Origin of the sequence: Variovorax sp. J31P207 (assembly GCF_030316965.1) — a bacterium.
Taxonomy (GTDB): domain Bacteria; phylum Pseudomonadota; class Gammaproteobacteria; order Burkholderiales; family Burkholderiaceae_C; genus Variovorax; species Variovorax ginsengisoli_B.
Genome location: NZ_JASZYN010000001.1, coordinates 398,572 through 422,111, shown reverse-complemented (window position 1 = coordinate 422,111; position 23,540 = coordinate 398,572). Strand labels below are relative to the sequence as shown.

The 23,540-nt window shown below is 60.9% G+C and carries 20 protein-coding genes; 17 read left to right on the top strand and 3 right to left on the bottom strand.

Annotated elements, in window-relative coordinates; all coding sequences use genetic code 11:
• Window positions 1-11: 11 nt before the first annotated feature.
• From QTI68_RS01995 to QTI68_RS01945, 11 genes are all read left to right on the top strand, one after another.
• Window positions 12-1,796 (top strand): S8 family peptidase, encoded by a 1,785-nt coding sequence (locus tag QTI68_RS01995; RefSeq protein WP_286519358.1) that lies wholly within the window; start codon window positions 12-14, stop codon window positions 1,794-1,796.
• Between the two features lie 28 nt (window positions 1,797-1,824).
• A complete protein-coding gene (locus tag QTI68_RS01990) occupies window positions 1,825-3,189 on the top strand; it encodes an alpha/beta hydrolase family protein (protein WP_286519357.1) in 1,365 nt (454 codons plus the stop codon).
• Window positions 3,186-5,510: a hypothetical protein gene (locus QTI68_RS01985; protein WP_286519355.1), complete on the top strand. Its 2,325-nt coding sequence runs from the start codon at window positions 3,186-3,188 to the stop codon at window positions 5,508-5,510. Before QTI68_RS01990 ends, QTI68_RS01985 begins: the two co-directional genes overlap by 4 nt.
• Window positions 5,511-6,323: 813 nt before the next feature.
• Complete coding sequence (locus tag QTI68_RS01980; RefSeq protein WP_286519354.1) at window positions 6,324-11,030, top strand: AAA domain-containing protein; 4,707 nt, start codon at window positions 6,324-6,326, stop codon at window positions 11,028-11,030.
• A complete protein-coding gene (locus QTI68_RS01975) occupies window positions 11,027-12,442 on the top strand; it encodes a hypothetical protein (protein ID WP_286519353.1) in 1,416 nt (471 codons plus the stop codon). Before QTI68_RS01980 ends, QTI68_RS01975 begins: the two co-directional genes overlap by 4 nt.
• Before the next feature lie 130 nt (window positions 12,443-12,572).
• Entirely contained in the window at window positions 12,573-13,457 is an 885-nt protein-coding gene (locus QTI68_RS01970) for an AlbA family DNA-binding domain-containing protein (protein ID WP_286519350.1), read from the top strand.
• A gap of 167 nt (window positions 13,458-13,624) precedes the next feature.
• Window positions 13,625-14,029, top strand: a complete 405-nt coding sequence (locus QTI68_RS01965) for a hypothetical protein (RefSeq protein ID WP_286519348.1) — start codon at window positions 13,625-13,627, stop codon at window positions 14,027-14,029.
• Window positions 14,030-14,037: 8 nt separating this feature from the next.
• Window positions 14,038-14,619: a hypothetical protein gene (locus tag QTI68_RS01960; protein WP_286519346.1), complete on the top strand. Its 582-nt coding sequence runs from the start codon at window positions 14,038-14,040 to the stop codon at window positions 14,617-14,619.
• A 28-nt stretch (window positions 14,620-14,647) separates the two neighbouring features.
• A complete protein-coding gene (locus QTI68_RS01955; RefSeq protein WP_286519344.1) occupies window positions 14,648-14,962 on the top strand; it encodes a hypothetical protein in 315 nt (104 codons plus the stop codon).
• A complete protein-coding gene (locus tag QTI68_RS01950) occupies window positions 14,950-15,249 on the top strand; it encodes a hypothetical protein (RefSeq protein ID WP_286519343.1) in 300 nt (99 codons plus the stop codon). The genes QTI68_RS01955 and QTI68_RS01950 overlap by 13 nt, the downstream gene beginning before the upstream one ends.
• On the top strand, window positions 15,246-16,013 hold the full coding sequence (locus QTI68_RS01945; protein WP_286519340.1) for a hypothetical protein: 768 nt from the start codon (window positions 15,246-15,248) through the stop codon (window positions 16,011-16,013). The genes QTI68_RS01950 and QTI68_RS01945 overlap by 4 nt, the downstream gene beginning before the upstream one ends.
• 14 nt (window positions 16,014-16,027) lie before the next feature.
• Here the strand turns inward: QTI68_RS01945 and QTI68_RS01940 are convergent, their stop codons facing one another.
• Window positions 16,028-17,362, bottom strand: coding sequence for a KAP family P-loop NTPase fold protein (locus tag QTI68_RS01940; RefSeq protein WP_286519338.1), 1,335 nt, complete (start codon window positions 17,360-17,362; stop codon window positions 16,028-16,030).
• A 753-nt stretch (window positions 17,363-18,115) separates the two neighbouring features.
• Complete coding sequence (locus QTI68_RS01935) at window positions 18,116-18,403, bottom strand: helix-turn-helix domain-containing protein (RefSeq protein ID WP_286519336.1); 288 nt, start codon at window positions 18,401-18,403, stop codon at window positions 18,116-18,118.
• Window positions 18,404-18,765: 362 nt separating this feature from the next.
• On the opposite strand from QTI68_RS01935, the gene QTI68_RS01930 reads away from it, so the two are divergent.
• Complete coding sequence (locus QTI68_RS01930) at window positions 18,766-19,269, top strand: hypothetical protein (protein ID WP_286519334.1); 504 nt, start codon at window positions 18,766-18,768, stop codon at window positions 19,267-19,269.
• 266 nt (window positions 19,270-19,535) lie between these two features.
• On the opposite strand, the gene QTI68_RS01925 is transcribed toward QTI68_RS01930, so the two are convergent.
• On the bottom strand, window positions 19,536-19,838 hold the full coding sequence (locus QTI68_RS01925; RefSeq protein WP_286520236.1) for a hypothetical protein: 303 nt from the start codon (window positions 19,836-19,838) through the stop codon (window positions 19,536-19,538).
• 12 nt (window positions 19,839-19,850) lie between these two features.
• Between QTI68_RS01925 and QTI68_RS01920 the strand changes: the two genes are divergently transcribed.
• From QTI68_RS01920 to QTI68_RS01900, 5 genes are all read left to right on the top strand, one after another.
• On the top strand, window positions 19,851-20,564 hold the full coding sequence (locus tag QTI68_RS01920; protein ID WP_286520193.1) for an AAA family ATPase: 714 nt from the start codon (window positions 19,851-19,853) through the stop codon (window positions 20,562-20,564).
• Window positions 20,565-20,690: 126 nt separating this feature from the next.
• The gene (locus QTI68_RS01915; RefSeq protein ID WP_286519333.1) at window positions 20,691-21,197 is read left to right on the top strand and encodes a hypothetical protein; all 507 of its coding nucleotides are present in this window, start codon (window positions 20,691-20,693) and stop codon (window positions 21,195-21,197) included.
• Window positions 21,194-22,036, top strand: a complete 843-nt coding sequence (locus QTI68_RS01910) for a metallophosphoesterase (protein ID WP_286519332.1) — start codon at window positions 21,194-21,196, stop codon at window positions 22,034-22,036. The genes QTI68_RS01915 and QTI68_RS01910 overlap by 4 nt, the downstream gene beginning before the upstream one ends.
• Window positions 22,033-22,443, top strand: coding sequence for a hypothetical protein (locus QTI68_RS01905; RefSeq protein ID WP_286519329.1), 411 nt, complete (start codon window positions 22,033-22,035; stop codon window positions 22,441-22,443). Before QTI68_RS01910 ends, QTI68_RS01905 begins: the two co-directional genes overlap by 4 nt.
• 6 nt (window positions 22,444-22,449) lie before the next feature.
• Window positions 22,450-23,484, top strand: coding sequence for a metallophosphoesterase (locus QTI68_RS01900; RefSeq protein ID WP_353506388.1), 1,035 nt, complete (start codon window positions 22,450-22,452; stop codon window positions 23,482-23,484).
• Window positions 23,485-23,540 lie beyond the last annotated feature (56 nt).

Sequence of the window (23,540 nt, the reverse complement as noted above, 5' to 3'; positions counted from 1 at the left end):
CGGTAAGCCCCATGGCAATCAAGAAGAAGCCCGCGTCCAAGACCGCCGCCTTCCCGGCCGGTGCATTGCCCCACAGTGATCCGGGCAAGAAGGGCTTCCTGCCGGAGGTGCTGGACCGCAGCCCGATCGCGATCCCGCTGTTGAACGAGATGCGGGCGGAGAACGAGGCCCTCGCAGCCGCGTCCAAGGATGAAAAGGATCCCAAATACGCCAAGACCTCCACCGGCCGCAACCTGTATCCGGTCATCATCGACATAAACCTCGACTTCACCGGCGGGCGTGAAATGGCGGGCAAGCAACTGGAGCAGCTGGTCGATAACCTGCTGGCGGACCGTGGCCGCGAGTGGTCTATCGACAAGAAGCAACAAGGGCTCAACATGCCCAAGAGCAACATGTCGCAGCAATACTATTTCGGCGTGTTCGAAGGCCGCATGATTTGCGAACTCATCACGCGCGATCGCGATGGCAAGGCGACCGGCTGTGCCATCTTCCGCATTTGGCCCGACTTCGAGGTCAAGCCGCTCATGAACCAGTCGATCTGCACGATCAAGGCCGACGCGGCGCTCAACGCCTTCTCAACCACCGGCGACGGTATCGTCTGGGCCGTGATGGATTCGGGCATCGACGCGCTGCATCCGCACTTCGCCAAGTTCGACAACCTAAATCTCAAGGGCGTGCGGTCGATGACGCACTGCGACCTGACCGCGCTCGACGGCAATTTGGACGGGGCGCTGATCGATCGATTCGGGCACGGCACGCACGTTGCCGGCATCATCGCCGGCTCGTTTTCTTCGGCCGACGGCAAGATCGAAGCCGTCACGCGGCACCGCGACGAGCGCGGCGAGGTCAAGCGCTTGACGGACCACCCGCCGCTAATGTCGGGCATGGCGCCGCGCTGCAAGTTGCTGAGCCTCAAGGTGCTGGACGATGAGGGAAAGGGTCTTGCGAGCAACCTAATCGCCGCGATCGAGATGGTGCAGAAGACCAACGGCTACGGCCGGTCGATTCGCGTGCACGGCGTGAACATGAGCGTCGGCTACGACTTCGAGCCCGAGTGGTTTGCCTGCGGCCAGAGCCCGCTGTGCGTCGAGGTCGACCGGCTGGTGAAGTCGGGCGTTGTGGTGGTGGTCGCGGCCGGCAACACAGGCTACGGCTTTGCGCAGAGCCAGGCGCTCGGCACTGTCGCAGCAGGGCTCGGCCTGACCGTCAACGACCCTGGCAATGCGGCGCTCGCGCTCACGGTCGGCTCGACGCACCGCGAGATGCCGCACGTCTACGGCGTCTCGTACTTCTCATCCAAAGGTCCAACCGGCGACGGTCGCGCCAAGCCCGACCTAGTGGCGCCAGGCGAGAAGATCTTGTCCTGCGCCTCGACCTGGGCCGTCGACGAATTGCATCCAAAAACGCCGGCGCAGAGCGCCGAGTCCGAAAAATTGCGCACACAAGCCTTGGCGCAACGCGTAGCGAAATGGAAGTTACCGACCAAAGCCGCATCGGCAACGACGGCAACAACCGCGGCAGCGGATACGAAGGCGACTGCACGAGCGGGAGCAAAAACAGGTGCAAAGGACCCCGCCAGACTTGCTGTGCGCTACCGCGAGGATAGCGGCACCAGCATGGCGGCGCCGCACGTGTCGGGAGCCATCGCGGCCTTCCTGTCAGTCCGCAAGGAATTCATCGGCCGGCCAGAGAAGGTGAAGGAGATCTTCCTCGCGACCGCGACCGACCTGCAGCGCGATCGCTACTTCCAGGGCGCTGGCCTAGTCGATTTGATGCGCGCCATTCAATCCGTCTGAAGCCAAATCGAGCTCCAGGAGAAACACCATGGCCGACATCGCGGGCTTTCCGTATTTCGAGGTTCAGGTCGATAAGGCTGATCAGTTCGTCGACCCAGCCGAGCCGAAGAAGGTGATTGACTTCCTGGCGAGCGAGGGTCGTGGAGGAGGTAGCCCGACCGACCTCTTCGTTATGTCGCACGGCTGGAACAACGACATGGGCGAGGCGCGCGACTTGTACAAGCGCTTCTTCGCGGAGGTGCGCAAGTTGATGGACAACGCAATGCCCACGCTGGGGGCGCGCCGATTCGCGGTGCTCGGCGTGCTGTGGCCGTCGAAGAAATTCTCCGACGAGGAATTGATTCCGGGCGGCGCGGCCAGCGTTGCATCGGTGGTGACCGACGCGGTGATCCAGAAGACGCTCGACGGCCTGCGCAGGGGCGTGTTCGACAACCCGAAGGCCGACGAGATCATCGACAAGGCGAAGATGCTGGTGCCCGGCATGGCCGACAGCCCGGCGAAGCAGAAGGAGTTCGCCGACTTGGTGCGCTCGTTGCCTACGGTGGGCAAGGGCGATGCCGAGGACGCGTCCGACAGCTTCTTCAAGCTGTCGGGTGATGAAGCGATGAAGCGCTTATCGAAGCCGGTGATGCCGACGCCGACGACGCGAGCGGGCGGTGGTGCGGGTGGCGCGACAAGCCTGCGCGGTGTAGGACACGCAGGTAGCGCGGCTGGCGCCGGTGGTGCGGCCGGCCTCGGCAGCTTCTTCAGCGGCATTGGCTCGGCGGCATTGAACCTGCTCAACTACACGACTTACTACCAGATGAAGGAACGCGCCGGCCTGGTCGGACGCGGCGCCATCAACGACGTGCTGCGCGACATCGGGGCCAAGGCGCCGGCGGTCAAGCTGCACCTGATCGGCCACAGCTTCGGCGCGCGTCTGGTCACGGCGGTCGCACTTGGGCCGGACCGCAAGCCGCCTTTGACCTTCGCATCGCTGACGTTGCTTCAGGCCGCTTTCTCGCACAACGGCTTTGCGCTGAAGTTCGACGGGAAGCACGACGGGTTCTTCCGCGACGTGGTGGCCGAGGGCCGCGTCGCCGGCCCGATCGTCGTGACCTGCAGCGTGCACGATTCGGCCGTGGGCCGCGCGTACCCGATCGCGTCGTTGGCCGCGGGCCAGAACGCGGCTTCGCTCGGCGATGCCAATGACCCCTATGGCGGTATGGGCCGCAACGGCGCGCAGCACACGCCCGAAGCGAACACCACGACGCTCGGCGCGGTCGGCGGCTCCAATGCCTTCGTCGGCGGCAAGGTGCACAACCTGAATGCCGATGCGCTGATCGCCAACCATTCTGACATCTGCAAGCCGGAGGTGGCGTATGCGTTGTTGAGTGCGGTGGAGAAGTCATGATCGGCCCAGCTGCCGTCGAAACAGACAACGACCAGTGGCAACTCTCGGGCGCGCTCGATGCCATTCGGGACATCGATCGGATCTCGCCCGATCGATCCTTCGCCTTCATCCTTGGCGCAGGCGCGTCGGTCGGTTCCGGCATCCCGTCGGGTCAGAGCATGGCGGACACCTGGATTCGAGAGATCCACAAGCAGCAGGCGCCTTCGGATGTCCCATTCGAACAGTGGATCGCCGAGGGTGGCTGCGGCATCGAGGGTCTGACCGAAACGAATCTCGCGGAACACTATCCGACGATCTTCGAGAAGCGATTCGGCAAGGATCAGGACGAGGGCTACGCGCGCCTCGAAGCGCTGATGGACGGCAAGCAGCCCAGCCTTGGATACTCGCTGTTGGCCGAGATCATGAATCAGACCCGACATCGGACGGTGGTCACGACCAACTTCGACAATCTCGTAGTCGACGCGCTGTCGATGCATGCGCATAAGCCGCCACTGATCGTCGGTCACGAATCGCTCACGGGCTTCATCCGGCAGCGCCAGCGGCGGCCGCTGGTGGCGAAAATTCATCGCGACCTCTTCCTGGCACCAATCAGCAACCCTGGGGGCGTTAGCACGCTCGGCACTGGGTGGCAAGAAGCCCTGTGCAAGCTGTTCAAGGAACACACGCCGATCGTGGTCGGCTACGGCGGCAACGACGGCAGCCTGATGGGCTTCCTCGAGGCACTGACTCCCGCCGATGTCGTCGGCCGCATGATCTGGTGCTTTCGCGCCGGTTCTCTACCCAACGATGTCGCGCGTCGGGTCGTGAAACAACTCAACGGCGTGCTCGTTCCGATCACCACCTTCGACGACTTCATGCTTCGGCTGGCCGGCAGTCTGATCGAAGACTTCGATCTCGCTCGCGTCTCAAACCGACTCGAACGGCTCGGCCGCACGCGGGCCGAGCGCTATCGGGCGCAGGCCGAGGAGATTCGTCGCCGAGCAGTCCTCGAAGCCGCAGGCACCGCGGACGAACGCACGAACGCAGACGACGGCGAAAGCACGACTGGCCGCATCATGGACGACGCCCTCCGGGACGATTCGATCTGGTGGACCTGGGACATGCGGGCAAAGGCCAGACTCGGCTTCGATGAACGCAATGCCGTCTATCAGGAGGGACTGGAACACCTCCTGGGCCATGCCGATCTGCTGCTCAGCTACGCCCAGATGCTGGAGCGGGCCAACAAGCGCGACGACGCCAAGGTGCAGTACTTGCGCGCCATCGAGGCCAGGCCCGATGACGCGGTGATCCTGCAGAGCTACGCCACCTTTCTGCTGAAAGAAATCGGGGGTCTCGACGAGGCCGAAAAAATCTACCAGAAGTCGCTGCGACTTGATCCGCACAATGCCCGATCGCTGGGAAAGTACGCCGAATTCCTGGCCTATTGCCGGGACGAGCGCGACGCGGCTAAGCGCTATTTCAAGGAGGCGCTGGAGCTCGAACCGACCAATGCCGCTATCACTCGGGACTACGCTACCTTCCTGATTACGAAGATGCACGACCGCGCGGAGGCTCAAAGCAAGTACGTGGCGGCACTCAAGCTCAATCCGGACGACCCGTTGACCATCGGCAATCTCGCGTACTTCAAGGAACGCGAACTCGGCAAGGACGACGAAGCGGAAGGTCTTTATCGCAAGGCCCTCGGGATCGATGCGATGCTGCCCCTCAACCTGGTGAATTTCGGCAACTTCCTCGCCCGTAAGCGAGGCCGGAGCGAGGAAGCGGAAGACGTCTATCGAAAGCTGCTGACGCTCACACCGGGCCATTCGTCCAACGTCGGCGCGTACGTCGATCTACTTTTGAACGGCAAAACGCCGAACGATGTTGCGGGCGCCGCGCGGGTTCTTGCGGAAGCCTTGGCGCACGAACCCGACAATCCGAACAACGTAGTAAATCTGGCCGCCGTACAGCTCTGCGGCGGGTCGCTGGACGAGGCCAGAGCATCGGCACGCAAGGCCATCGCGCTGGCCGAACCGAAGACCTCGCAAATCGTTGCGGAAGCGCTGGTGTACGAATCCCTCATCGCCGAGTCGCGCAACCTGCCGGTTGAGCCCGCACTGTCGCGATTGAACCACTTGCTCAGCAAGGGCTACGAACGAATGCCTTGGGGCTTCAAGGCCGTCATGGATGTAGCGCTGGCCGGCGCCACGCCGGAGCGCCGAAATTTCTTCGATCTCGTCGCTTCCGCCGTGTTGGAGAAAAAGGGCGTCGCAGCGCTCGCACTGCATACCGGCTGGAAAGACATCAAGCCCGTCGACCCCACCACGCCGCTCTCGTCGTGACCCATCATCTCCCCATAGAGTCTTTCATCTTCATCTCGTTGATCGCGTTGATGTCCCGGTCTCGGATCAACCGACCGCAATCGCCGCGCAACGTTCGTACGACCGTTGTGGACGATAGGCAGCATTACCATTGCGGCCCTACAGCGGACGTCGAACCGACCCGGATGCAGTCGTTCGTTGAACGTCAGAGGCCGGGGCCAACGACTTTGAAAAAACGGACCGCGCAACTTTAGAGGCGCTCGCAACCTGTTGATTTTCCTGGGTAACCAAGCGCGACAACCTTGGAGGAACTCACTTGGTGAGTTGGTTCAAAGTTCGGCCGGATTCCCATCAAATTTAAGGCCGAACTTTGACGACGGCGCGCGCAGGTTGTTGATTCAAAGAGAAAGCGGTCGCCGCGGCTTCCGACCTCGGTTCGACGGGCACGAGTTGTAGGGGGCAAGGAAGGGCGGACGCGTCGGACCCAGCAATCGACAAGGAAGCCACCGATGACGAATTTGATCAAGCGCGTGCGCGCTGACCGCTCGACTCTTGGCGTGCCTATGCCGAACTCTGGCACCAGACGTTGGCAGCCTCGCGGGCCGAGGCGACATAGCGCCTGTCTCGACGCGGCGTTCCCTGTCTCGTCAATCAGAGTCGGGCCAGCTGGCTTCGGGTAGAGCCGTTGGTCTCCGCGGGGGCGCTTCTGTTACAAGATCGTGCACGGTGCTCATCCGGGCGCCCCGCCAATGCGGGCGCGGCAAGGCAGCCTGCAGGCAAGTCGTGGGTCGAAACGGCCCGATTCCATCAACAAGAGGCAGAAAGTTTTTCCAGATGGCATGCAAGGTCCGGTATCTGAACAGCGCGGGCATCATGCCCAGGGAAATAAAGGGCGTCGATGCGCTGGCGAAGGCGTTTCCCGCGGAGTGGCTGCTGTATGTGGCGTTGAATTGCTATCCACGCAATCAGGATCCGATGGAGATCGACGCGCTGTTAGTGATCGAGGATCAGATCCTCGTGCTGGAGATCAAGGACTGGAATCCCAAGCTTACATATCAGAACGACCGATGGTTTGTGGGTGGTCAGTCTCGAGGACGTTCCGCCGTTCTCCAGGTGAGCGAGAAGGCCAGGAAGCTGAAGTCCGTCCTAGCTTCGGAGATACCCAAGATCAGGGATGCGCTCTGGGTAGAGCCGCGTGTTGTCCTAACCGGGCAGGCAACGCGCGAGCACCTGCACCACACCGAAAAAGCGTATGTCTGGACGCTGGCCGAGGCTTGCTCGATCACGCACACCGCGACCAGGCGGCAGTTGCTCCAGTCGCGGCGAATTTCTCTCTTTAAGCTCTACCAGTTTGTCGACGACTTCGACCAGGTCTTGGGAAACACCAAGATATTTCAGCCACTTGAGGCGGATTGGGCAGGCTACCGTGTCACCGAAGAGGAAGTGTTCCGGCACCCGCGAGGTGTGTGGCAAGACCATCGCGCTGAACGCAAAGGCGAGCCCCGGCTCAAGGCACTCGTCCGGACCTGGTCGTTCGATAGCCTTCCGCCAACGCTGAACAGCGGCGACCGGCGTCGGCTCATCGCCGATCGTGAAACCAAGGCGTTTGCGCACCTCACTGCTGTCGGAAGCGACCTTATCGAACGCAACGCGATTTTGCGCGAGATAGGGCATTCGTCAGACGAAATTCTGACCAATCACTTCGAAGTCCGCGCCCTCGGTCAGGGATGGCTGACGCTGGACAGATACCTTGAGAAGGCACGCGACGATCTGTCGGACGTCGATCGGTTGTTGATTGCAACCGGGTTGTTGAACATCGTCAAGGAATTGCACTACCGCCTAGTTAGCCATCGCGACCTGGGTCCGCGCAGCGTATGGTTGTCAGGTCCTACTTCGATGGCGCTCACGGGTCTCATGTCCTGCCAGATTCCAGAGGAGATGTCGGTTGTCGACTGGCTGACGACTCTGCGCGGATATGCACCCGATTTGCCGGAAGACGGCACTGCCAAACTTCCCAGCACGGGGCGTCAACGCGACGTCTACCTCGCCGGCTATCTTGTGGGATGGATTTTGGCTAGCGGACCGGTCGGTGGCACCACGGGCTTGGACACGCTGCCCGACGAATTTGCCTTCCTCCGCCCGTGGCTCGCGAAGGCGTTAGATTCAAATCCGGTAGAGCGCTTCCCGGATGCGGGGACGATGACGGACGAGTTCACCCGACTCATCGAGTCGCAAACCGATCTGTCGTTCGATCAATCGCTGCTTGATCGGCATGAAACGCCTGATATCCCCTACCTCCGTTGGCCTGCCACGAGGCAGTTGCCCGGCACCGCGCGTTGCTCCGTCTACGTCAGCATTGGGCCGGACGGTCGGGAGTTGACCGTCAAGATCTGGAATGGACTCGCTAGAGGCCTTTCTTCCGAGACTGATCTTGCATTGCTCCGTCTGCTGGATAGCGCCAGCAGAATCATGTCCGCACCAACCGCAGCACTGCCGAGATTCATATGCGTTGGGCTGTCGCCCATCGGTCCGTTTGTTGTGTACGAGCATGAGACCGGACTCCCGCTGGACCAACTTGGCTCGCTGGAAGCCGCCGAGATTCTCGCTGTCTGCTCGAAGCTGATGGTTGCCGTCACGGCGCTGCATGATCTCGGATGCGATCACGGGGACATCGCACAGCGCAATGTCATTTACGACTCGGCGGCGTCAAAACTCTGCCTGATCGACCCGTTCGATATCTCGCCGGTAGGAGACGGCGCCGTCAGGACACCCACGTTGTGCCCGCCCAACTGGGAGCGGCTAAGCCAGCAGGCAATAGACCGCTCCGCGGTGCTGCGAATCGTTGCGGACCTTGTTGCCGAGCGAACCGAGGAGTGTTTCGGGCCGCTGCGCGAGACGCTGGCACAGGAATTTGGTCGACCAGTCGTCGAGACCCTTGAGGTCGCTGTAGCGGCGATTCATCGAGCCTCGAATTCCCTTGTGGCACCGAGAGTGCGGTCGTTCGTATTGACTTCGCGAATCTTTGAGATGGGGACGCAACGAACCGAGCCGTCGGAGTATCTGGTGAACCGCGCGAGCCGCGACCAAGGAACGTCGCGATATCACTTGACCTCCGCGGATCGACAGTTCGCATTCGAAGGGGCAGGCGACAAACTCATTCGATGGTTTCTGAATCCAGTGAAATTTCTGACGCTCGCACACGAGTCTCTGGGCGCAACGAAGATCAAGCTGGAGTTGACCCTCAGGCACGGGCCGGAAGAAGGCATGCTGGAACTCTTCGAGCATGTGCAGAGTGTCGTGGCGGTGGGCTTGCCCGCGGAAGCACACGATACCGAGGCGACCCCTTCGTTTCGTGTTGCCAGTCATTGGCAGCGGCTCATGGATCTGGAGGCAAACGATCGCATCGAGGTTCGACTCACCCGGGAGATCGCCGCGCGTGACGGCGTGGTCGTGTTTCGCTTCCAGAACCTCGGAAAGGGGTTCGATTTCGACCCCGACGACGTCGTCGACGTGTACTCGGAAGGCAACAAGCGCATTGGCGAAGTTGACCATGCGCTCAGCGACTTTGCAGGAACACTAGCGATCCGTTACGCGACGCGTAAGCTAACTGCGGGCGATAGCGTCTATCTCGCAGACCGAAGAGAGCAAACGTCGATCGATCGCCGATCCAAGGCAGTCCGCCGCATTCTCGACGGTTCCTCGGCCATTCCTGAACTAATCGACTACTTCGATCCGAACATCGAAGCCGAGCCCGTTGACTTCGATGGCCAGATCCCTGAGGACGACCTGGCTGCCTACGGCCTAAACGAAGGTCAGAACGCAGCGTTTCGGGCCTTCCTCGCTAGTGGTCCGGTCGGCTTGCTTCAAGGGCCACCCGGCACCGGCAAGACCCGTTTTATCGCCTCGTTCGCGCATTGGTTGATCACGCGGGGAGGGGCTAAGAGAATCCTCATCGCAAGTCAGTCGCATGAAGCGGTGAACAACGTGATCGACTCTTTGGTCCTGCTTTACAAGCGGCACGGCAACAAACCCAATCTGCTGCGCATTGGATCTAAGGGCATCACGGAGCGGATCCGCCCGTACCACACTGCAGAACTGAGGGAGAGGTACCGGCTCCGATTCGAAGGCGCGTTGGGATTTCGGTTTTCCCAGCTAGCATCTGCGAAGGGGATTCCGGCCGGAATCGCGAAAGATGTCGTGGCCCTCGATCAAGCCATCGGGACCCTGGCCAGACGTTGCGCGCAGCTGCAGTTACTCGCCGCGCAGGAATCCGACGAACTTGCGGTCGATCGGGAGCGATTTCGCGTCCAACTCGATCGCGCGGGTGCGGCATTCGAAGAGGCTGCGCGCGCGAATCTGAATCGCCGGGTCGATAGGTCGCGGCCCCTTGAAGAGCTTGATGAAGCGTTTTTGGGCTTACTTCAGAAGCATCCCGGCGCATCCCCAGCCGACCTAACTTCCGCGAGGGAGATTCTTGCGCTTACCCAGGACTGGTTGTCTTCGCTTGGTTCGCCGCAACGTAACTTCGAGGAGTTCCTGGCTAAGACCCGTTCGATCATCACGGCGACGTGTGTGGGCGTTGGGCAGACCAGAATCCGTATCGACTCCCAGACTTTTGACTGGGTCATCGTGGATGAGGCAGCGAGATGCACGCCGAGTGAGCTCGCAGTTCCCATCCAACTCGGGCGCCGTGTGCTACTGGTTGGCGATCATCTTCAACTGATGCCGATGATCGGTCGCGAACTGTTGGATCAACTGCAGGAGGATCGTCCTGACATTCCGCGTGAACAGTTCATCACCAGCGACTTCGAGCGATCGTTCAATTCTGCGTACGGACGCTCCGCTGGACAGAGATTGACGGAGCAGTATCGGATGGATCCTGCAATTTGCCGGATGGTTTCATCCTCCTTCTACGAGCCAAAAGACGTGAACCTTCTCACCTCTGCCGCGCGTTCGTCGGAATTCACGGTGGCTGCCGATGCACCCGACTGGCTGCGCAGGCCGATGGCCTGGATCGACACCTCTGAGGAGCGAAATCCGTTGGACGTAAAACTTCCGGGTCACACGACGTTTCACAACGACGCCGAGGTGACGACGATCGTTCGATTGCTGGAATCCCTGTCGACCCAGAAAGAGATTGTCGATCAGCTCGCCCGGGGCGACGACGAGTCCCCGATCGGCATCATCTGCATGTATTCCGGTCAGAAATCCAAGATCGAGATGGCTGTCGCACGCCACACGTGGGACGCCAAGTTCCGCCGGCTGTTGCGCATCGATACGGTCGATGCGTACCAGGGCAAGGAGAACACCATCGTGATCCTTTCGCTGGTCAGATCGAACAAGCATGGGGAGATCGGCCATGTCGGTTCGAACAATCGATGTAATGTGGCCGTGTCGAGGGCTAAAGACCGACTGATCGTCGTCGGATCATGTCCGATGTGGACCGGACAGCAATCCGCATCGCCTATGGGGCGGGTACTCGCATTCATGCTGGCTTCGCCGGACGAGGCCAAGGTCCTGACCTCCGGAGAGATTGAATGAACGATTTCGACCTTTCCGAACCGACGCAGGTAAGTTCCTTCGGTTTCAACGTGCCCTGCCGCGAGTTCGTCATCGCCGCGCAGGTGACTCGCGACAAGCGTATGCCAATGGTCGACGAATTCGTGTTGAAGGCGCTGAACCTGTGCGAAAGCGTCAGCGTATCGCGGTTAGCACGCTTCTTCGGCTTCAGCCAGACCGAGATGGATATCGTGCTGGCCGATCTCCAGGCACGAACACTCATCATGCTGGAGGGCAACGAAGTCTCGCTCCACTCGACGGGCAAGGAGCTGTTTCGCACTGCAGGAGACGGCCCCCCCGTGATCACCGATGTGGAGAGCTTCCCCGCCCGAATCTGGTTCGAGCTGATCAGCAAGAGCATGATCCGCTCCCGGGGTTTGCACAACGTCAAAAATCTGATTGACCTGACGGCGTCGCTGGGCCGAACAGACATCTCGGAGAGCTTCGCTCGGGAGGCATTTCACGACAATTTCCGAGACTATCTGCGTTTGATCCGGCGTATCAAGAACCCGGAGGCCTGGGGCCTGTATGCGATATCCGATGTCGCGCCAGGGCGATTCAGCTATGCGCAAATCTCCGGAAAGCAATCGCTTCTACTCGGAAGTCCGCCCAAGCTGGAAACTACGCTGATCGAGACGGAGACAGATCGGCCGCAGAAATTGCGCCTACTGACCGACGCGATGAGCCATGCGTTGGGAAGTCTGAGCGAACCAGATCCGACGGCGGCTGCACGTTCTGAGTTTGCGAGATTGACCTACTCCACGTTCATAGACGATTCAATCAACGCCGAGGGCTTCGTCGATCTAAACGTGTGGCTGCAGCGAGAACAAAGTAGCAGCTATCCCGGCGTGGCGTCGATCGTCGGTAGCCTCTGCCTTGAACGCAATCGAAAGAGGCTGACATCGCTGATTGCTAGCAGGAGCGAAGGCGCCCAGTCTCAGGAGGCGTGGGACCTGTTTTGGTTCAGACCTGGGGGCACGATTTGGGGCTTGACGGAAGACCTCCAAACCACGATCAGCGAATTGAAGGCCATGTCCCGCCGGAGCCTGTCCGGCGAAGGGGGATTGGTCGCGACGTTGATTGCGCCAGCGTCGGTCAGTTCGGACAGCGTGAAGCGGTTCGACCGGATCTTCGACCGCGGCCTCGGCGCGCGCGCTGGCCGCGGCAGTACGTCTGTCGAGGTGTTGCTCATTCGCGGCGTGTGCGCCGTCGTTTCAGTACTTGTGCCGCTGTCGGCCGGCGTCAACGTCTGGATCGGGCGCATCACGGTCATACCAAAAGACGTTTCTCGAATAGCGGAGCGTCTAAGGCCCAACGATCCGGAACCCGAATTGGTTTCCTTGTGGACAGAGAATCGAGCGCGACCTCGACCAAAGACGCCCACGGAAGCTTGACAGTGAACGGCTTCTGGACGTCCGCTGCTGCCGAGGAGTTCTGCGACCTGGGCTCATTGATCCGGTACGGTGGGACTTCGCGGATGGATCGCGGCCCTATCATTCCGCAGCGCAACTTCCCTAGGCGGAAATGGACCTGCACGCTTGGTTTGCATCGCTGACGCACGCGAAGATTCTCAAAATGGCCGGCGACGTGGAGTCGCAGGTCTTCGATTGCAAGCGCGTCGGAGACGAAGGCGACATCAAACGAAACCTTGCGACGGTCCTCTCTGGCTTCGCCAATGGGGCAGGCGGCGTCTGTCTCTGGGGAGTCACCGCGAAGAAGAATGCACACGGGATCGATTGCGTTACCGACTTTCCCGGCGTTCCGGAAGCACGCAAGCTTGCAAGCAGACTGGATGAGTTGACCCCGCAGGCCGTGGCGCCTGGCGTTCCCGGCGTAGTGCACCGCGCGCTCACTGCTCGCGGCCAAGCGCATGGTTTCGTCGTCACCTTTGTCCCTCCAAGCGACGGGGGGCCGCACATGGCGCGCTTCGGGGAGGACCGCTACTACCAGCGCATCGGCCTCAGCTTCATGCGCATGGAGCCGTTCCAGATCGCCGACATGTTCGGCAGACGTGCCCGCCCGAGGCTTGAAGTCACCGCGATTCACGCGGACGCGTATCAAGTACAGGTGCAGATTACGAACGCCGGTCGAGGAGCGGCCCGCGGCCTCTACCTCCAACTTGCCGTTGCAGGCCCTTTCGGGCGCTATAGCTATGGCATCGACGGCAATGGCACCGAAGCGCTGAAGTTCGCGATGACAAATCCAGATGGCTCTTGGATCCATGCGGCAGATTCTTCCGCCCTCTTGCATCCAACGATGAATATTCGTGTCGGGGGCGTATGGCTCGGGCCGGAACCCGGACGAGCGATCGCAAAGGGCCTCGTGCCCAACGTTCTGCGGATTCCTTTCAAAGTCGGTGCCCTTGATGTCGAGCCAACATCCGGGGTGCTCGAAGTCGATCTTTCCTGACCCAGCAAGATCCTCGCAGCTCCCAAAAGTTGTTGAGGGCGGGCGAGCAGCTAGGGCGCGAACGCTGTGTTGATAGGGAAAATTCGACAAATTACCGGTTGAATAACCAGTTGGCGCATCGGGGCTGTAGGTCGAGCCGCCTAGACTTCACGCCAGGAGTAAGAAGAATGAAAACTTGGGGAATCTGCGCCGCGGCGCTGTTGGCCGGTTCAGCGCACGCCGGCACGATCTATCTTTGCAAGGCGTACAACGGCTCGACGTTCTGGGCCCAAGCACACTGCAACCAGCACAACGCGCTCATCGAGCGTATTGAGAACGTCGCGGACGTGCCTTGGGATCAACAGGTGCAGCAGGCGGAGCAAGGCAAAGCGGCCCGCACCCAGCAGGCCCAGGCCACCACGGGCGACTCCCAGCGCGCCACCAGGTGCGCCCAGCTCGTCGCGGAGCGCAACAAGATCGAAAGCCGATACACGAACTGGCAATGGCAGCCACCGGAGGTGATCAACCCCGACCAGCAGCGCATGCGAGGACTCCGCGCCGAACTTTCAGCGAACCAGTGCTCGGTGCAATAGGACTGCGCATGAACAAGCTCTGGGCGTTGTTGCTCCTTCTGATCGTGCAGGTCGAAGCTCACGGCCAGACGGTCACGACGCTTCAAAACCTCACCCTTCAATCTACGATGAACGCTCCCAAGGGTGTCGTTGTATCGTGCGGCGTTCGCTTTGCTGGCCTCACATCCGTGCCGGGATCCTCAGACGACATCGAGGTCGTCGATGGGTCCATCGCTGTTTTCCTTGACGGTTTCACAGGCGTAAAGGGCGCACTCAAGCTCGGGAAGCTATCGGAACCCGCTGGGCAACTGAGGACCTCGGGGAAGACGATTGCTTGGGTGCGAATAGGCGACGGCGAGCCGTTGGCTCCGCTTGATGGGGCGACCGCACCCGGTGACGGTGCAGGCTACTTCATCTTTAGGGCGCCGACCGACCCAGGGTTTTCCGCAATCCAGGGATTCATGGAAGCAAAGAACCTATGGATCGGTTTCCAAGGCGGCACAGGACAGGACCGGATCTTCTCAGGTCAGGGCCAAATGAGTGCCCAAACACGTTCGGAATTGGCCGCCTGTTTTGGCGAGCTAAGCAGCGCCCCACAAAAGACCAAGTGACCGGTCATCAAGCAATCTGGAGAGAGCTATGAGATCAGTTCTAGCGATCGCACTCGCCATCGTTCTTGGAGCGTGTGCCGCGACCAGCGGCCCCCTTCGGATGGTCGCCGATGGAAAGTCCTACACCGGCACCTATGACAAGCGCACCAGTACGATGGACGTGAACATCGAGGGCCGCCTGTTCAAGGGCACGTACGTCCTCGATTCAACCCGTAGCGTCGGGGCTGGATTCGCTACCAATGGCCAGTCCACTGCAAGCGCTTTCGGAGGCGGCAGCACCACCTCGAGCAACGCTCGCGCCGTTTTGGTCTCGGCAGACAACCGTCCGCAATGGCATTTCTGAAGCGCCCGCGGATTGTCCTGCTAGTGCTGTTCTTGACCCTCTCCGGTTGCGCCGCGCACTACACGGCGGACTCCGTGGCCGATCCCTACGGCTTCTTCTCTGGCATCTGGCATGGAATCGTCTTCCCGCTGGCGCTGCTGACAAACGTCGTCTCGTGGATCCTGGGCAACTTCGGAATCTCGTTCCTCGACTCCATTCAGATCATCGGCCGGCCGAACACCGGCTTCTGGTACTACACAGGTTTTGTCCTGGGCCTCTTCACAAGTTCTGGCGCAGCCTCTTCATGAACGACCGATTGACCTTGATCGCGGAAATCCCGCCCTTCGTTCCTGCTGGCTCCGCGCTGCGCAACCTTCCGGTCAACCTCGACGCCAAGAAGCGTGTGATGCTCGATGCCATCAGGTACTCGATCGAGATCTTCGAGCTGAACTATCGAAGAGTCATCGCCACCGTTGAGGGGTGGCGGACAGCCGACGGACATCCTGGCGAAGGCATGTTTGCCTCGGTCCTTTCTGATTCGTGGGCGATGATCGATTCGTTGCACCGCCTCCAATCGGTCGTCTCGACGATGACAAAGAAGGAGAAGGCGCTTCCCCCCTACGTCAAGGTGCTCCGAGACGCCGCCTCAAATGTTGTCGTCTTGAGGAATGCCGTCCAGCATGTGACTGGTCGAATCGAGAGGCTAGTGAGCCGACGGGAGACGCCTTGGGGCACGATCAGTTGGCTCGAGCTTCGCGGCACAGATCCGATCGAGGGATGGACCTACACCATGGTGCCCGGCACGCTACAGGTTTCGGAGCGCCGCTCCCTTCCCTCGGTTGGAGGAAAAACCGTCCGTCATCAATTTGACCTTCTTACGCTGACCAGCGATGGCCACAGCTTCTGCTTGAGCGAGGCTTTCCAGGCCGTAGAGGTGTTCGCGCTCGGCTTGCAGGAAAGCCTTACGAAGCAATTTGGTGGCGCACCAACTGTCGGGAGCGACATGGTGATCGAAGCCCGCTTAGACGCGAACATTTCGCCGCCCCGGAAACCTGAGCCGACTCCCGCCTAGGCCGCGTAACCCGCCTACCTCGCAACGTCAAGATCGACTCTGCCGAAGATCCAGGAAAGGAACCCTTTCGGCCCATGGATCCGCCATTGCCTGCCCAACAGTTCCATCACGTCCGCCTCGAGCGGCACCTCAAAATCGTTGGCCGCGCTGAAATGAATGGCCTCGAAGAGTCGCAGCACAGGCCCTAGCGCCTTAGCGCGCTTCAGCAGTGAAGTGGCCAGCTTGCCCGCCTCTTCGTGGGCTTGCTGCTCACCCCTCATTAGTCTGGCGAAGAGCTCTGGCCTTGAGAGTTTCAAAGCGATGGGCCACGCAGCATCGACGGCTGCAGCGTTGAGAGGCTGAGCCAAAGAGTAGAGCACCACCGCACGTTCAACGTCGCGCAAGGAGAAGTTCAGCGATGTGGCGAGCACGCCCATGAATTGGGCGAACTGCTGCGTGGTTTGCGTGCGTTCGAACCCATACCGAACCAGCGTGGCGTCGCAATGCTTCTGGTTGTCGTCAGGCGTGTGCACCTCCAGCGAAGCCTGTTTCGGGAGGGTCAATGAAAGCTGAACGAACTTGGCAAGGTAGCCCTCGCCATCGATGTGCTCACCATAGATCCCCCGAATCGCCGAAACGAGCTGCCGACGATTCATCAGGAGCACGAACACTACGCCCGGGACTTCGAAGAAGTGCTTGATCCTTTCCACCGTTCGCACAGCGAAATCGGGCCGGCAGCGATCGAGCTCATCGAGGAAGATGACGATCGGCTTGTCGCCCTCCGAGGCCATCTCCTTCAGCGCGTCGCGGAAGCCGTCAACGCTCTTCTTGTCTGCCTCATAGTTTTCCAGCCTTTTGGCGACGAGCCTCTCCAGGGACGCTGCAGAGGACTCTTCAAGCGCAGCGATCGACTTCGCAATGTCATCACCCAGATCAGCTTTTCCCATCGCCCAATGCCCAACCGTGTTGGCTGCAAACTTTGCCGCGGATGGCAAGAGGGCCGCACCGAGCTTCTTGCTTGCTTCCACAAGCTTCTTTCGTCGCTGGGGTTCGCCTTTCTTCGGCAGGTGCAACATCTCCCCGGCGATCATGACAAACGGGTCCTCGATGTGGTCGCGCTCGAAACAGTCGATGTACGACGTTCGGTATCCCTCTTCGACCAAGGATGCGTGCCAGTTGCGGCCAAACCACGTCTTGCCTTCACCCCACGGTGCATCAACCGAAAGGACCGCCCCATCCGGAAGGCGACCAAGCAGTGCCGTCAGCCGGCCAGCCAACGCTTTTCTTTCGAACTGGTCCCCCGCGAACGGCTGGCTGTGGTCATGCGCTTTACCGCGCAGATAAATTGGCTTTGGGGATTCGCTAGACATGCCCAAATCATGCCTTGTAGTCGGGCGTTGGCCAGCGGGCAGGCTGGCCCGAGCGCCAACTACTTCCCATTTTCGCCCCTACGTAACGCTGTCCAGATGCTCTTGCTACTGTCGCAGTGCCGCTGTCATCGCCCTCGACATCTCCCGCAGCTCGCGCCAATGCCCCCCGGTGAAGGCGATACGCGAGACCTTTGCTTTTCCTTCGGCGGTCTTGGGGCCGGTTGTTTTCTCCCAAGGCCGCCAGGTGCGAATGAGCTCCGACTGCCGCGCTCTGCGCTCGGGTGTCCATCCATTCGCCATCGATGCTCTCCAATTTTTTGATTTCCGGGATCGGCTTTTCCCCCGCGGGCGCGGGAACGCCGTTATTGATGTTGAGCGGGGCCCCGCCTGTGCGCAAACGCCATCAATACTTTTACCAGATTTTGAATTCGTAACGGATTATTGGCGCGAATGAAAGGCGGTGATGATTTTTCGCTTACCGATGTTGTGCAGTAACGCGGACCGCCGCCAACAGCTGCTTTCAGCTTGCTCGATGCGTGGCGATGTCTTAAGTCACCGCCCGAGCAGAAATGAAGGAATCCATAGAGGTCGGAACCTGCCATGGTGATGCGGGCGTTGCGACGCAGAAGGCCGGGCTTCCGTCAGCTACCGCTGCGCGTGCGACACGGGGTGGCACCGTGGTCCCCGCAAATCACGGAGCGAGCAGCAACCTGTGATCCGACGTCCTCGAAGCGATTTCTCGCGCGACCCTCCCTACGCTGTACTGGTGGGTGCCACCGATGCAGCGCTGCGAAGTTCCTTCATGTACCTTTTCGAAACGGCGGTGATCAACTCGGCCGGCTCCGCACCGAGTCCCTCGGCGATGCGATAGACGCTCGACAGCGAGGGCATCGCCACTGCTCGCTCCACTTTCGCCACAAAGGTCCGATGGATCTCCGCCATCAGAGCAAATCTGTCCTGGCTGAGTCCGAGCGCCAACCTGCGAGCTTTCAGCTCGGCTGCAAATGCCCGGAGCAACGCCGGATCCTGGTCGGAACGCATGAGACGAATCTCGCCTCTTGCGTGCTTTTGCGCACCAGCCTATCGGGTTCAAAATGCTAGGACACGTGTGTATATGCTTGGGCATGAGCGGTGAGTTTTCCCCTGGCTAAGCCCAGTCTGTTACCACAAATTCTTGAGCTTTTAGGCACCAGCGTATAAGATACAAGGTGCATGGTGGTCGATGCGAGCGACGGGCCGTCGTCGGCGACATCGGCAGATCGCTGCGAGGTTTCGGGTCTCGCGTGATGCAACGCGGACCGACGCGCCTGAGTATTGGCGCAAGGACGACGTCCCGGGAGCTGTTGGACTCACGGCATCGTCCGACGTTTGATCGCGTGCACGCCCGCGATGGAGTGACCAGCATGAACGGTGCTCTTTTGAAAGCGCGCTTTCCGTACATGTTCGAAGGTGACCACGTAGGCCTGACCTTCTTTCGCGGCTGGACGCCGATTCTGGGTCACGCATGCGAGCAGATCGACCAGCTCCTGCCTCCGAGCAAACTTGGCTTTCGCTGGGTCCAGCTTCGAGCCGACGACCAAGGCTGCGGGCTCTTCTTGTATGTGTTGGGCGAGTTTCGAACGTTCGTGGTCAACCTCGAGGGCGATTCCCGCCGGGCCATGCTGTTCGCGGCCTACGACGTTGCCGCCGACCTAGCGCCCGAGGTGGATCGCGTCGTACTCGAGGCTGAACGTGTAACGAGCACCGCTTGCATGGTATGCGGTCGGCGCGCCGAAGCCGCCAACTATTTCGGAACTGAGCTCACGTTGTGCAGCCTGCACGGTCCGAGGGCCCTGGCGCGCTGTGGTGAAGAAGGCCTTGAAGGCTTTTGGAGGGAGGCGATCGAGTGGGAGGCTCATCCATCGTGAACACGATTCGCCGACGACCGTCTGCAGGGGGCGACTCAGACGATCTGGAGGGCTTCTCCTTGTATCGCACCGAGGCATCTGAGGACTCGTATCAGGGCGTGGAGATCTTGCTCCCTATCGCTTTGCAATGGCGCCTGGTCGAGGAGCGTCGTCGACTGGCTCGGGCCCGCGAGGAAGACAGGCGCGTCTCGACCCTGGAGCGACTCCGAGCCGACAGGGACGGAACGAGGGCTGCTGTCCCGCGAGCCGCGCAGTTGCATGCAGGACTAGACGACCGACTCTCCTTTATCAAGCAGTTCGAGCACGGCGTGGCGCGCCGTGACCGGAAGCGACGTCACCCCGTACTGAGAGGTGAAGAGGTCCTGCGCGTGCTTGCCAAGACGGCAACGGTGCGCAGCAAAGATGAGCAAAGGCGCGAACTTGAGCTCATGGAGAAGGTGAAGTCCCGGGGCGCGCTCAGAGATGTCGCCAATCCCGCTCGTCAGCCGGATAGATGGGCTCGAGCGGTGGCGGACTTGCGTGCGTCGCACCCACACTTTCTGGATGTCACCGACTTCGTTGTCGAACACGTGGCGCTATCGATGAGCAGCAGGGGCCCACTCTGGATTCCACCAATCCATATTTGGGGTCCACCTGGGATCGGCAAGTCTCACTACGCAAACGATTTGGCGACGGCGCTTGGGGCTCCGCTGCGGCGTCAATCCATGGAAAACGCCCAGACCACATCCTTGCTACTCGGCACCGAACGCCACTGGAGTACTGCATGCCCAGGGGCGGTGTTCGAGGAAATTGTGCTGGGGAGGTACGCGAACCCGGTCTTTCTGATCGACGAACTGGACAAGGCTCCGGCGAACTCGTCGTATGACCCCCTCAAACCGCTCCACTCTTTGTTGGAGCCGCTCACCGCGGCGACGGCTCGCGATGCCGCGCTGGACATCACGTTTGATGCCAGCCTGGCCATCTACATCGCGGCCTCGAACGACCCAAGAAAGATCCCGGAATCGCTGCGATCGAGGTTTACGGAGTTCGAGATCCCGCTTCCCCGCGGCGCGCACGCCATCCAGATCGCGCAAGTTGTGGCTGCTCGAACGGTCGAGAAGCTCTTGGTGCCGGGGTTCCTTCCGCCGGAGCCGCGGTTGGCATATCGACTCGCTCACCTGACGCCTCGCGCTATCCGCAAGGCTGTACAGGGCGCAGTAGCGCGCGCCGTTGTCAACGACCGCAGGTATCTGAAGACCTCGGATCTGCCGGCCGATGTACTCGACGAAGACGAGTCGAAGGTCGTCCTTCACTGACGCGTGGAGGAACTCGACGTCAGCGGAGCACTTTTTGAAGCCGGACGATTGGCACGCCGTGAGAAACCTCCCCCTCGCCGGAGCCCCAAGCCGGAGCGGCGGGAACTGTGTCTGTGAGCGAGCGATATGAACCTCGACACCCCTAAAGCTCTGCAACGCCGCTTCCCTTATATGTTCCCGCTCGAAGGGGAGGAGCGGCGACGCGCGTACATTTTCTTCCGAGGGTGGCTCGCGCCCTTGGCGAAGACCTGCGAAGTCATCGACGAGCTCCTTGGGGCAGACAAACGTGCCTTCCACTGGGTGCGGTTGCGCGAGAAATTCGGCTCACCGAGCTTTGCCTATCGGATGGAGGGTAAGTCGCGCGTCGCGGTCAACATCCATCGCCCGACCGAGGTGCATCGGCACGAATGTGGGCCCGCCGAGGGCCACGATCCGGTGGCGTTGGCGGTTGACGAGCGCGTGCTCCAGCTCGAGGTGGAACTGAGATCTCGGTGCATCGTCTGTGACGGGCCTTCGGAAATCTGCAACGATCGGGGGCCCTGGGCGTCGCTCTGCCTTGTGCACCGTTCAGAAGACGATGGGCCCCAAGGCCATATGGGGTCAGTTTGGGCAGCCGCTCAGGTGAAGCCATGAAAGCGCTGATCCTTTCCGACCTGCACCTCGAGTTCGAGCCCTTCGAACCGCTTCCGAAAGGAGAGTTCGACGTGGTGATCCTCGCAGGGGACATCCACACGCCCGGTCGGCGCGGCGTCGAGTGGGCTGAGGCGCAATTGGCCGGGAAGCCGGTGATCTACGTCCCCGGGAACCATGAGTACTACGGCAGTCGGATGGACCTGGCTCAGTCGGAGGCCCGAACTGCGGCGACTGGCGGCCAGGTGCATCTGCTGGATGGCGGCGAGGTTGTGATCGATGGCGTGCGCTTCCTCGGCTGTACGCTCTGGACGGACTTTGAGTTGGCGATCGAAACACCCGAAGGCCGACGACGAGACGCCGGGCTGGCCATGAGGAGGGCGACCAATCTCATGAACGACTACACCCTGATCCGGACCGCCGATGAACTCGCGGAACCAGGTACTTGGCGCAGCCGTCAAGGGCGAAGGCTGGGGGCGGAAGACACGCTCAGGTTCCATCAAGGCCAGCGAGCCTGGTTGAGAGCGAAACTCGCGGAAACATTCGCTGGACCCACCGTGGTCGTCACGCACCATCCACCGCATCGTGGCTCGCTCGCGGAGCGCTACGCCGCAGACTGGATCTCGGGCGCCTTCGTCAATGAACTTCCCGAGACGTTCTTCGACGTGCCAGTGCTCTGGGTGCACGGGCACACACACCAGAGCTTCGACTACCGCGTCCGCTCATGCCGCGTCGTATGCAACCCTCGCGGCTACGTCAATTGGAGTGGCAGGACGGAGAACCCGGCGTTTGATCCCGGTCTGGTGCTCCAATTGCCAGATTGCAGTGGTGGGCCGGCATGACCGACGTTCTCTACGCGACGGTCGAAGAGACAGCAGCCTTGCTTCGCGAGGGGAAAGGATACCGTCTAGAACGCTTGCAAGCTGCCGACATGATTACCGTCACAGAAGCCGCCTCGCTCCTGAACGTAGATGCTTCGACGATCGTCACGTGGATCAGTGGCGGCCGTTGCATTGGGCTGGCCAGCCCCGACGGAACGCTCAGGATGCCCCGTTGGCAGTTTGAGCCGTCTGCCTGGTCAGCGATTCAGCGCATCGCCCGATCTCTGGGCACGCAGGATCCCTGGCAGATCCTAGATTTCCTCGAGACGCTGGCGCCTGCGCTGGAAGGCTTGACGCCACGAGTAGCTCTCGAAAGAGGTACCGCTATCGAGCGTGTTCTCGCCGCGGCTATCGACGACGCACACTGATCAAACATGAGGCTTCTGATCCTTTCTGACCTTCACGCTGAATTCGAGACCTTCGAGGCGCCGAAGGACCTGGACTACGACGTGGCCATCTTAGCGGGCGACATTTCCTCGCCTGGCAGGGTGGTCGCGCGTTGGCTACGGGACCCGACCCGCTTTGGTGAAATGCCCATCGTTCAGATCGCCGGCAATCATGAGTACTACGAGTCCGTGCTCGATGAGGAAGGAGCGGAGATGCGGCGCCAAGCAAAAGAGCAGGGCGTTCACTTCCTCGACTGCGACGAGGTGGTGATCGCCGGCGTGCGCTTTCTTGGCTGCACCTTGTGGACGGACTTTCGCTTGCGGATCGATAACCCGGGCTTCGCGGGACAACAGGTGCGTCTGCTGTCGGATCGGCATCGCTCGATGATGGAATGCTTGCGCTACCTGGCCGACTATTCAGCCATCCGAGTCGATGACCCGCACACAGCCAACTCGCGTGGATCCCGGCGCCTGGTGCCGATGGACACCTTGCGTCTCCATCGGCAGCATCGCTCCTGGCTGCGCAGGAAGCTCGCCGAACCATTCGAAGGGCCAACTGTGGTGGTGACTCACCATGCTCCGCATCGCAAGTCGCTGGCACCGCGGTATGTCGACGATTGGTCCTCTGGCGGCTTCGTCAGCGAGATGCGGCCCGAGTTCTTCGAGGTCCCTGTGCTCTGGGTGCATGGGCACACGCACGACAGCTTCGACTACGAGGTGGGGAACTGCCGGGTGATCTCAAATCCGCGTGGCTATCTGAACTGGCACGGGGAATTCGAGAACAAGGCCTTCAACCCTGGACTTGTGGTCGAGGTTGAAGCCTCACCGAGTGTGGATCGAGTTCATGAGGAAAAGGAACTGCTCAATCTCGCCACAGAGGTCTTCGGGAACGAGGCCCACGCTTGGCTACGCAAACCGCATGTCCTCTTGGGAGGCCAAACGCCGGCAGAGATCGTCGCTGCCGGCGGTCAAGAGCGAGTGCAGATCCTTCTTCGAAGGATCCAGCACGGGATTGTTGTATGACGCGGCCAGCCGCTGGACAGCTGGGCACGGATTCCTGGGGAACAACGGACAATCTC

Coding starts and splice junctions, on each gene's coding strand:
- QTI68_RS01930 (WP_286519334.1), top strand. CDS start 18,766: ATGAACGGTGCTCTTTTGAAAGCGCGCTTTCCGTACATGTTCGAAGGT.
- QTI68_RS01920 (WP_286520193.1), top strand. CDS start 19,851: ATGAGCAGCAGGGGCCCACTCTGGATTCCACCAATCCATATTTGGGGT.
- QTI68_RS01955 (WP_286519344.1), top strand. CDS start 14,648: ATGAGATCAGTTCTAGCGATCGCACTCGCCATCGTTCTTGGAGCGTGT.
- QTI68_RS01995 (WP_286519358.1), top strand. CDS start 12: ATGGCAATCAAGAAGAAGCCCGCGTCCAAGACCGCCGCCTTCCCGGCC.
- QTI68_RS01980 (WP_286519354.1), top strand. CDS start 6,324: ATGGCATGCAAGGTCCGGTATCTGAACAGCGCGGGCATCATGCCCAGG.
- QTI68_RS01905 (WP_286519329.1), top strand. CDS start 22,033: ATGACCGACGTTCTCTACGCGACGGTCGAAGAGACAGCAGCCTTGCTT.
- QTI68_RS01985 (WP_286519355.1), top strand. CDS start 3,186: ATGATCGGCCCAGCTGCCGTCGAAACAGACAACGACCAGTGGCAACTC.
- QTI68_RS01960 (WP_286519346.1), top strand. CDS start 14,038: ATGAACAAGCTCTGGGCGTTGTTGCTCCTTCTGATCGTGCAGGTCGAA.
- QTI68_RS01940 (WP_286519338.1), bottom strand. CDS start 17,362: ATGTCTAGCGAATCCCCAAAGCCAATTTATCTGCGCGGTAAAGCGCAT.
- QTI68_RS01970 (WP_286519350.1), top strand. CDS start 12,573: ATGGACCTGCACGCTTGGTTTGCATCGCTGACGCACGCGAAGATTCTC.
- QTI68_RS01900 (WP_353506388.1), top strand. CDS start 22,450: ATGAGGCTTCTGATCCTTTCTGACCTTCACGCTGAATTCGAGACCTTC.
- QTI68_RS01915 (WP_286519333.1), top strand. CDS start 20,691: ATGAACCTCGACACCCCTAAAGCTCTGCAACGCCGCTTCCCTTATATG.
- QTI68_RS01950 (WP_286519343.1), top strand. CDS start 14,950: ATGGCATTTCTGAAGCGCCCGCGGATTGTCCTGCTAGTGCTGTTCTTG.
- QTI68_RS01910 (WP_286519332.1), top strand. CDS start 21,194: ATGAAAGCGCTGATCCTTTCCGACCTGCACCTCGAGTTCGAGCCCTTC.
- QTI68_RS01935 (WP_286519336.1), bottom strand. CDS start 18,403: ATGCGTTCCGACCAGGATCCGGCGTTGCTCCGGGCATTTGCAGCCGAG.
- QTI68_RS01975 (WP_286519353.1), top strand. CDS start 11,027: ATGAACGATTTCGACCTTTCCGAACCGACGCAGGTAAGTTCCTTCGGT.
- QTI68_RS01965 (WP_286519348.1), top strand. CDS start 13,625: ATGAAAACTTGGGGAATCTGCGCCGCGGCGCTGTTGGCCGGTTCAGCG.
- QTI68_RS01990 (WP_286519357.1), top strand. CDS start 1,825: ATGGCCGACATCGCGGGCTTTCCGTATTTCGAGGTTCAGGTCGATAAG.
- QTI68_RS01945 (WP_286519340.1), top strand. CDS start 15,246: ATGAACGACCGATTGACCTTGATCGCGGAAATCCCGCCCTTCGTTCCT.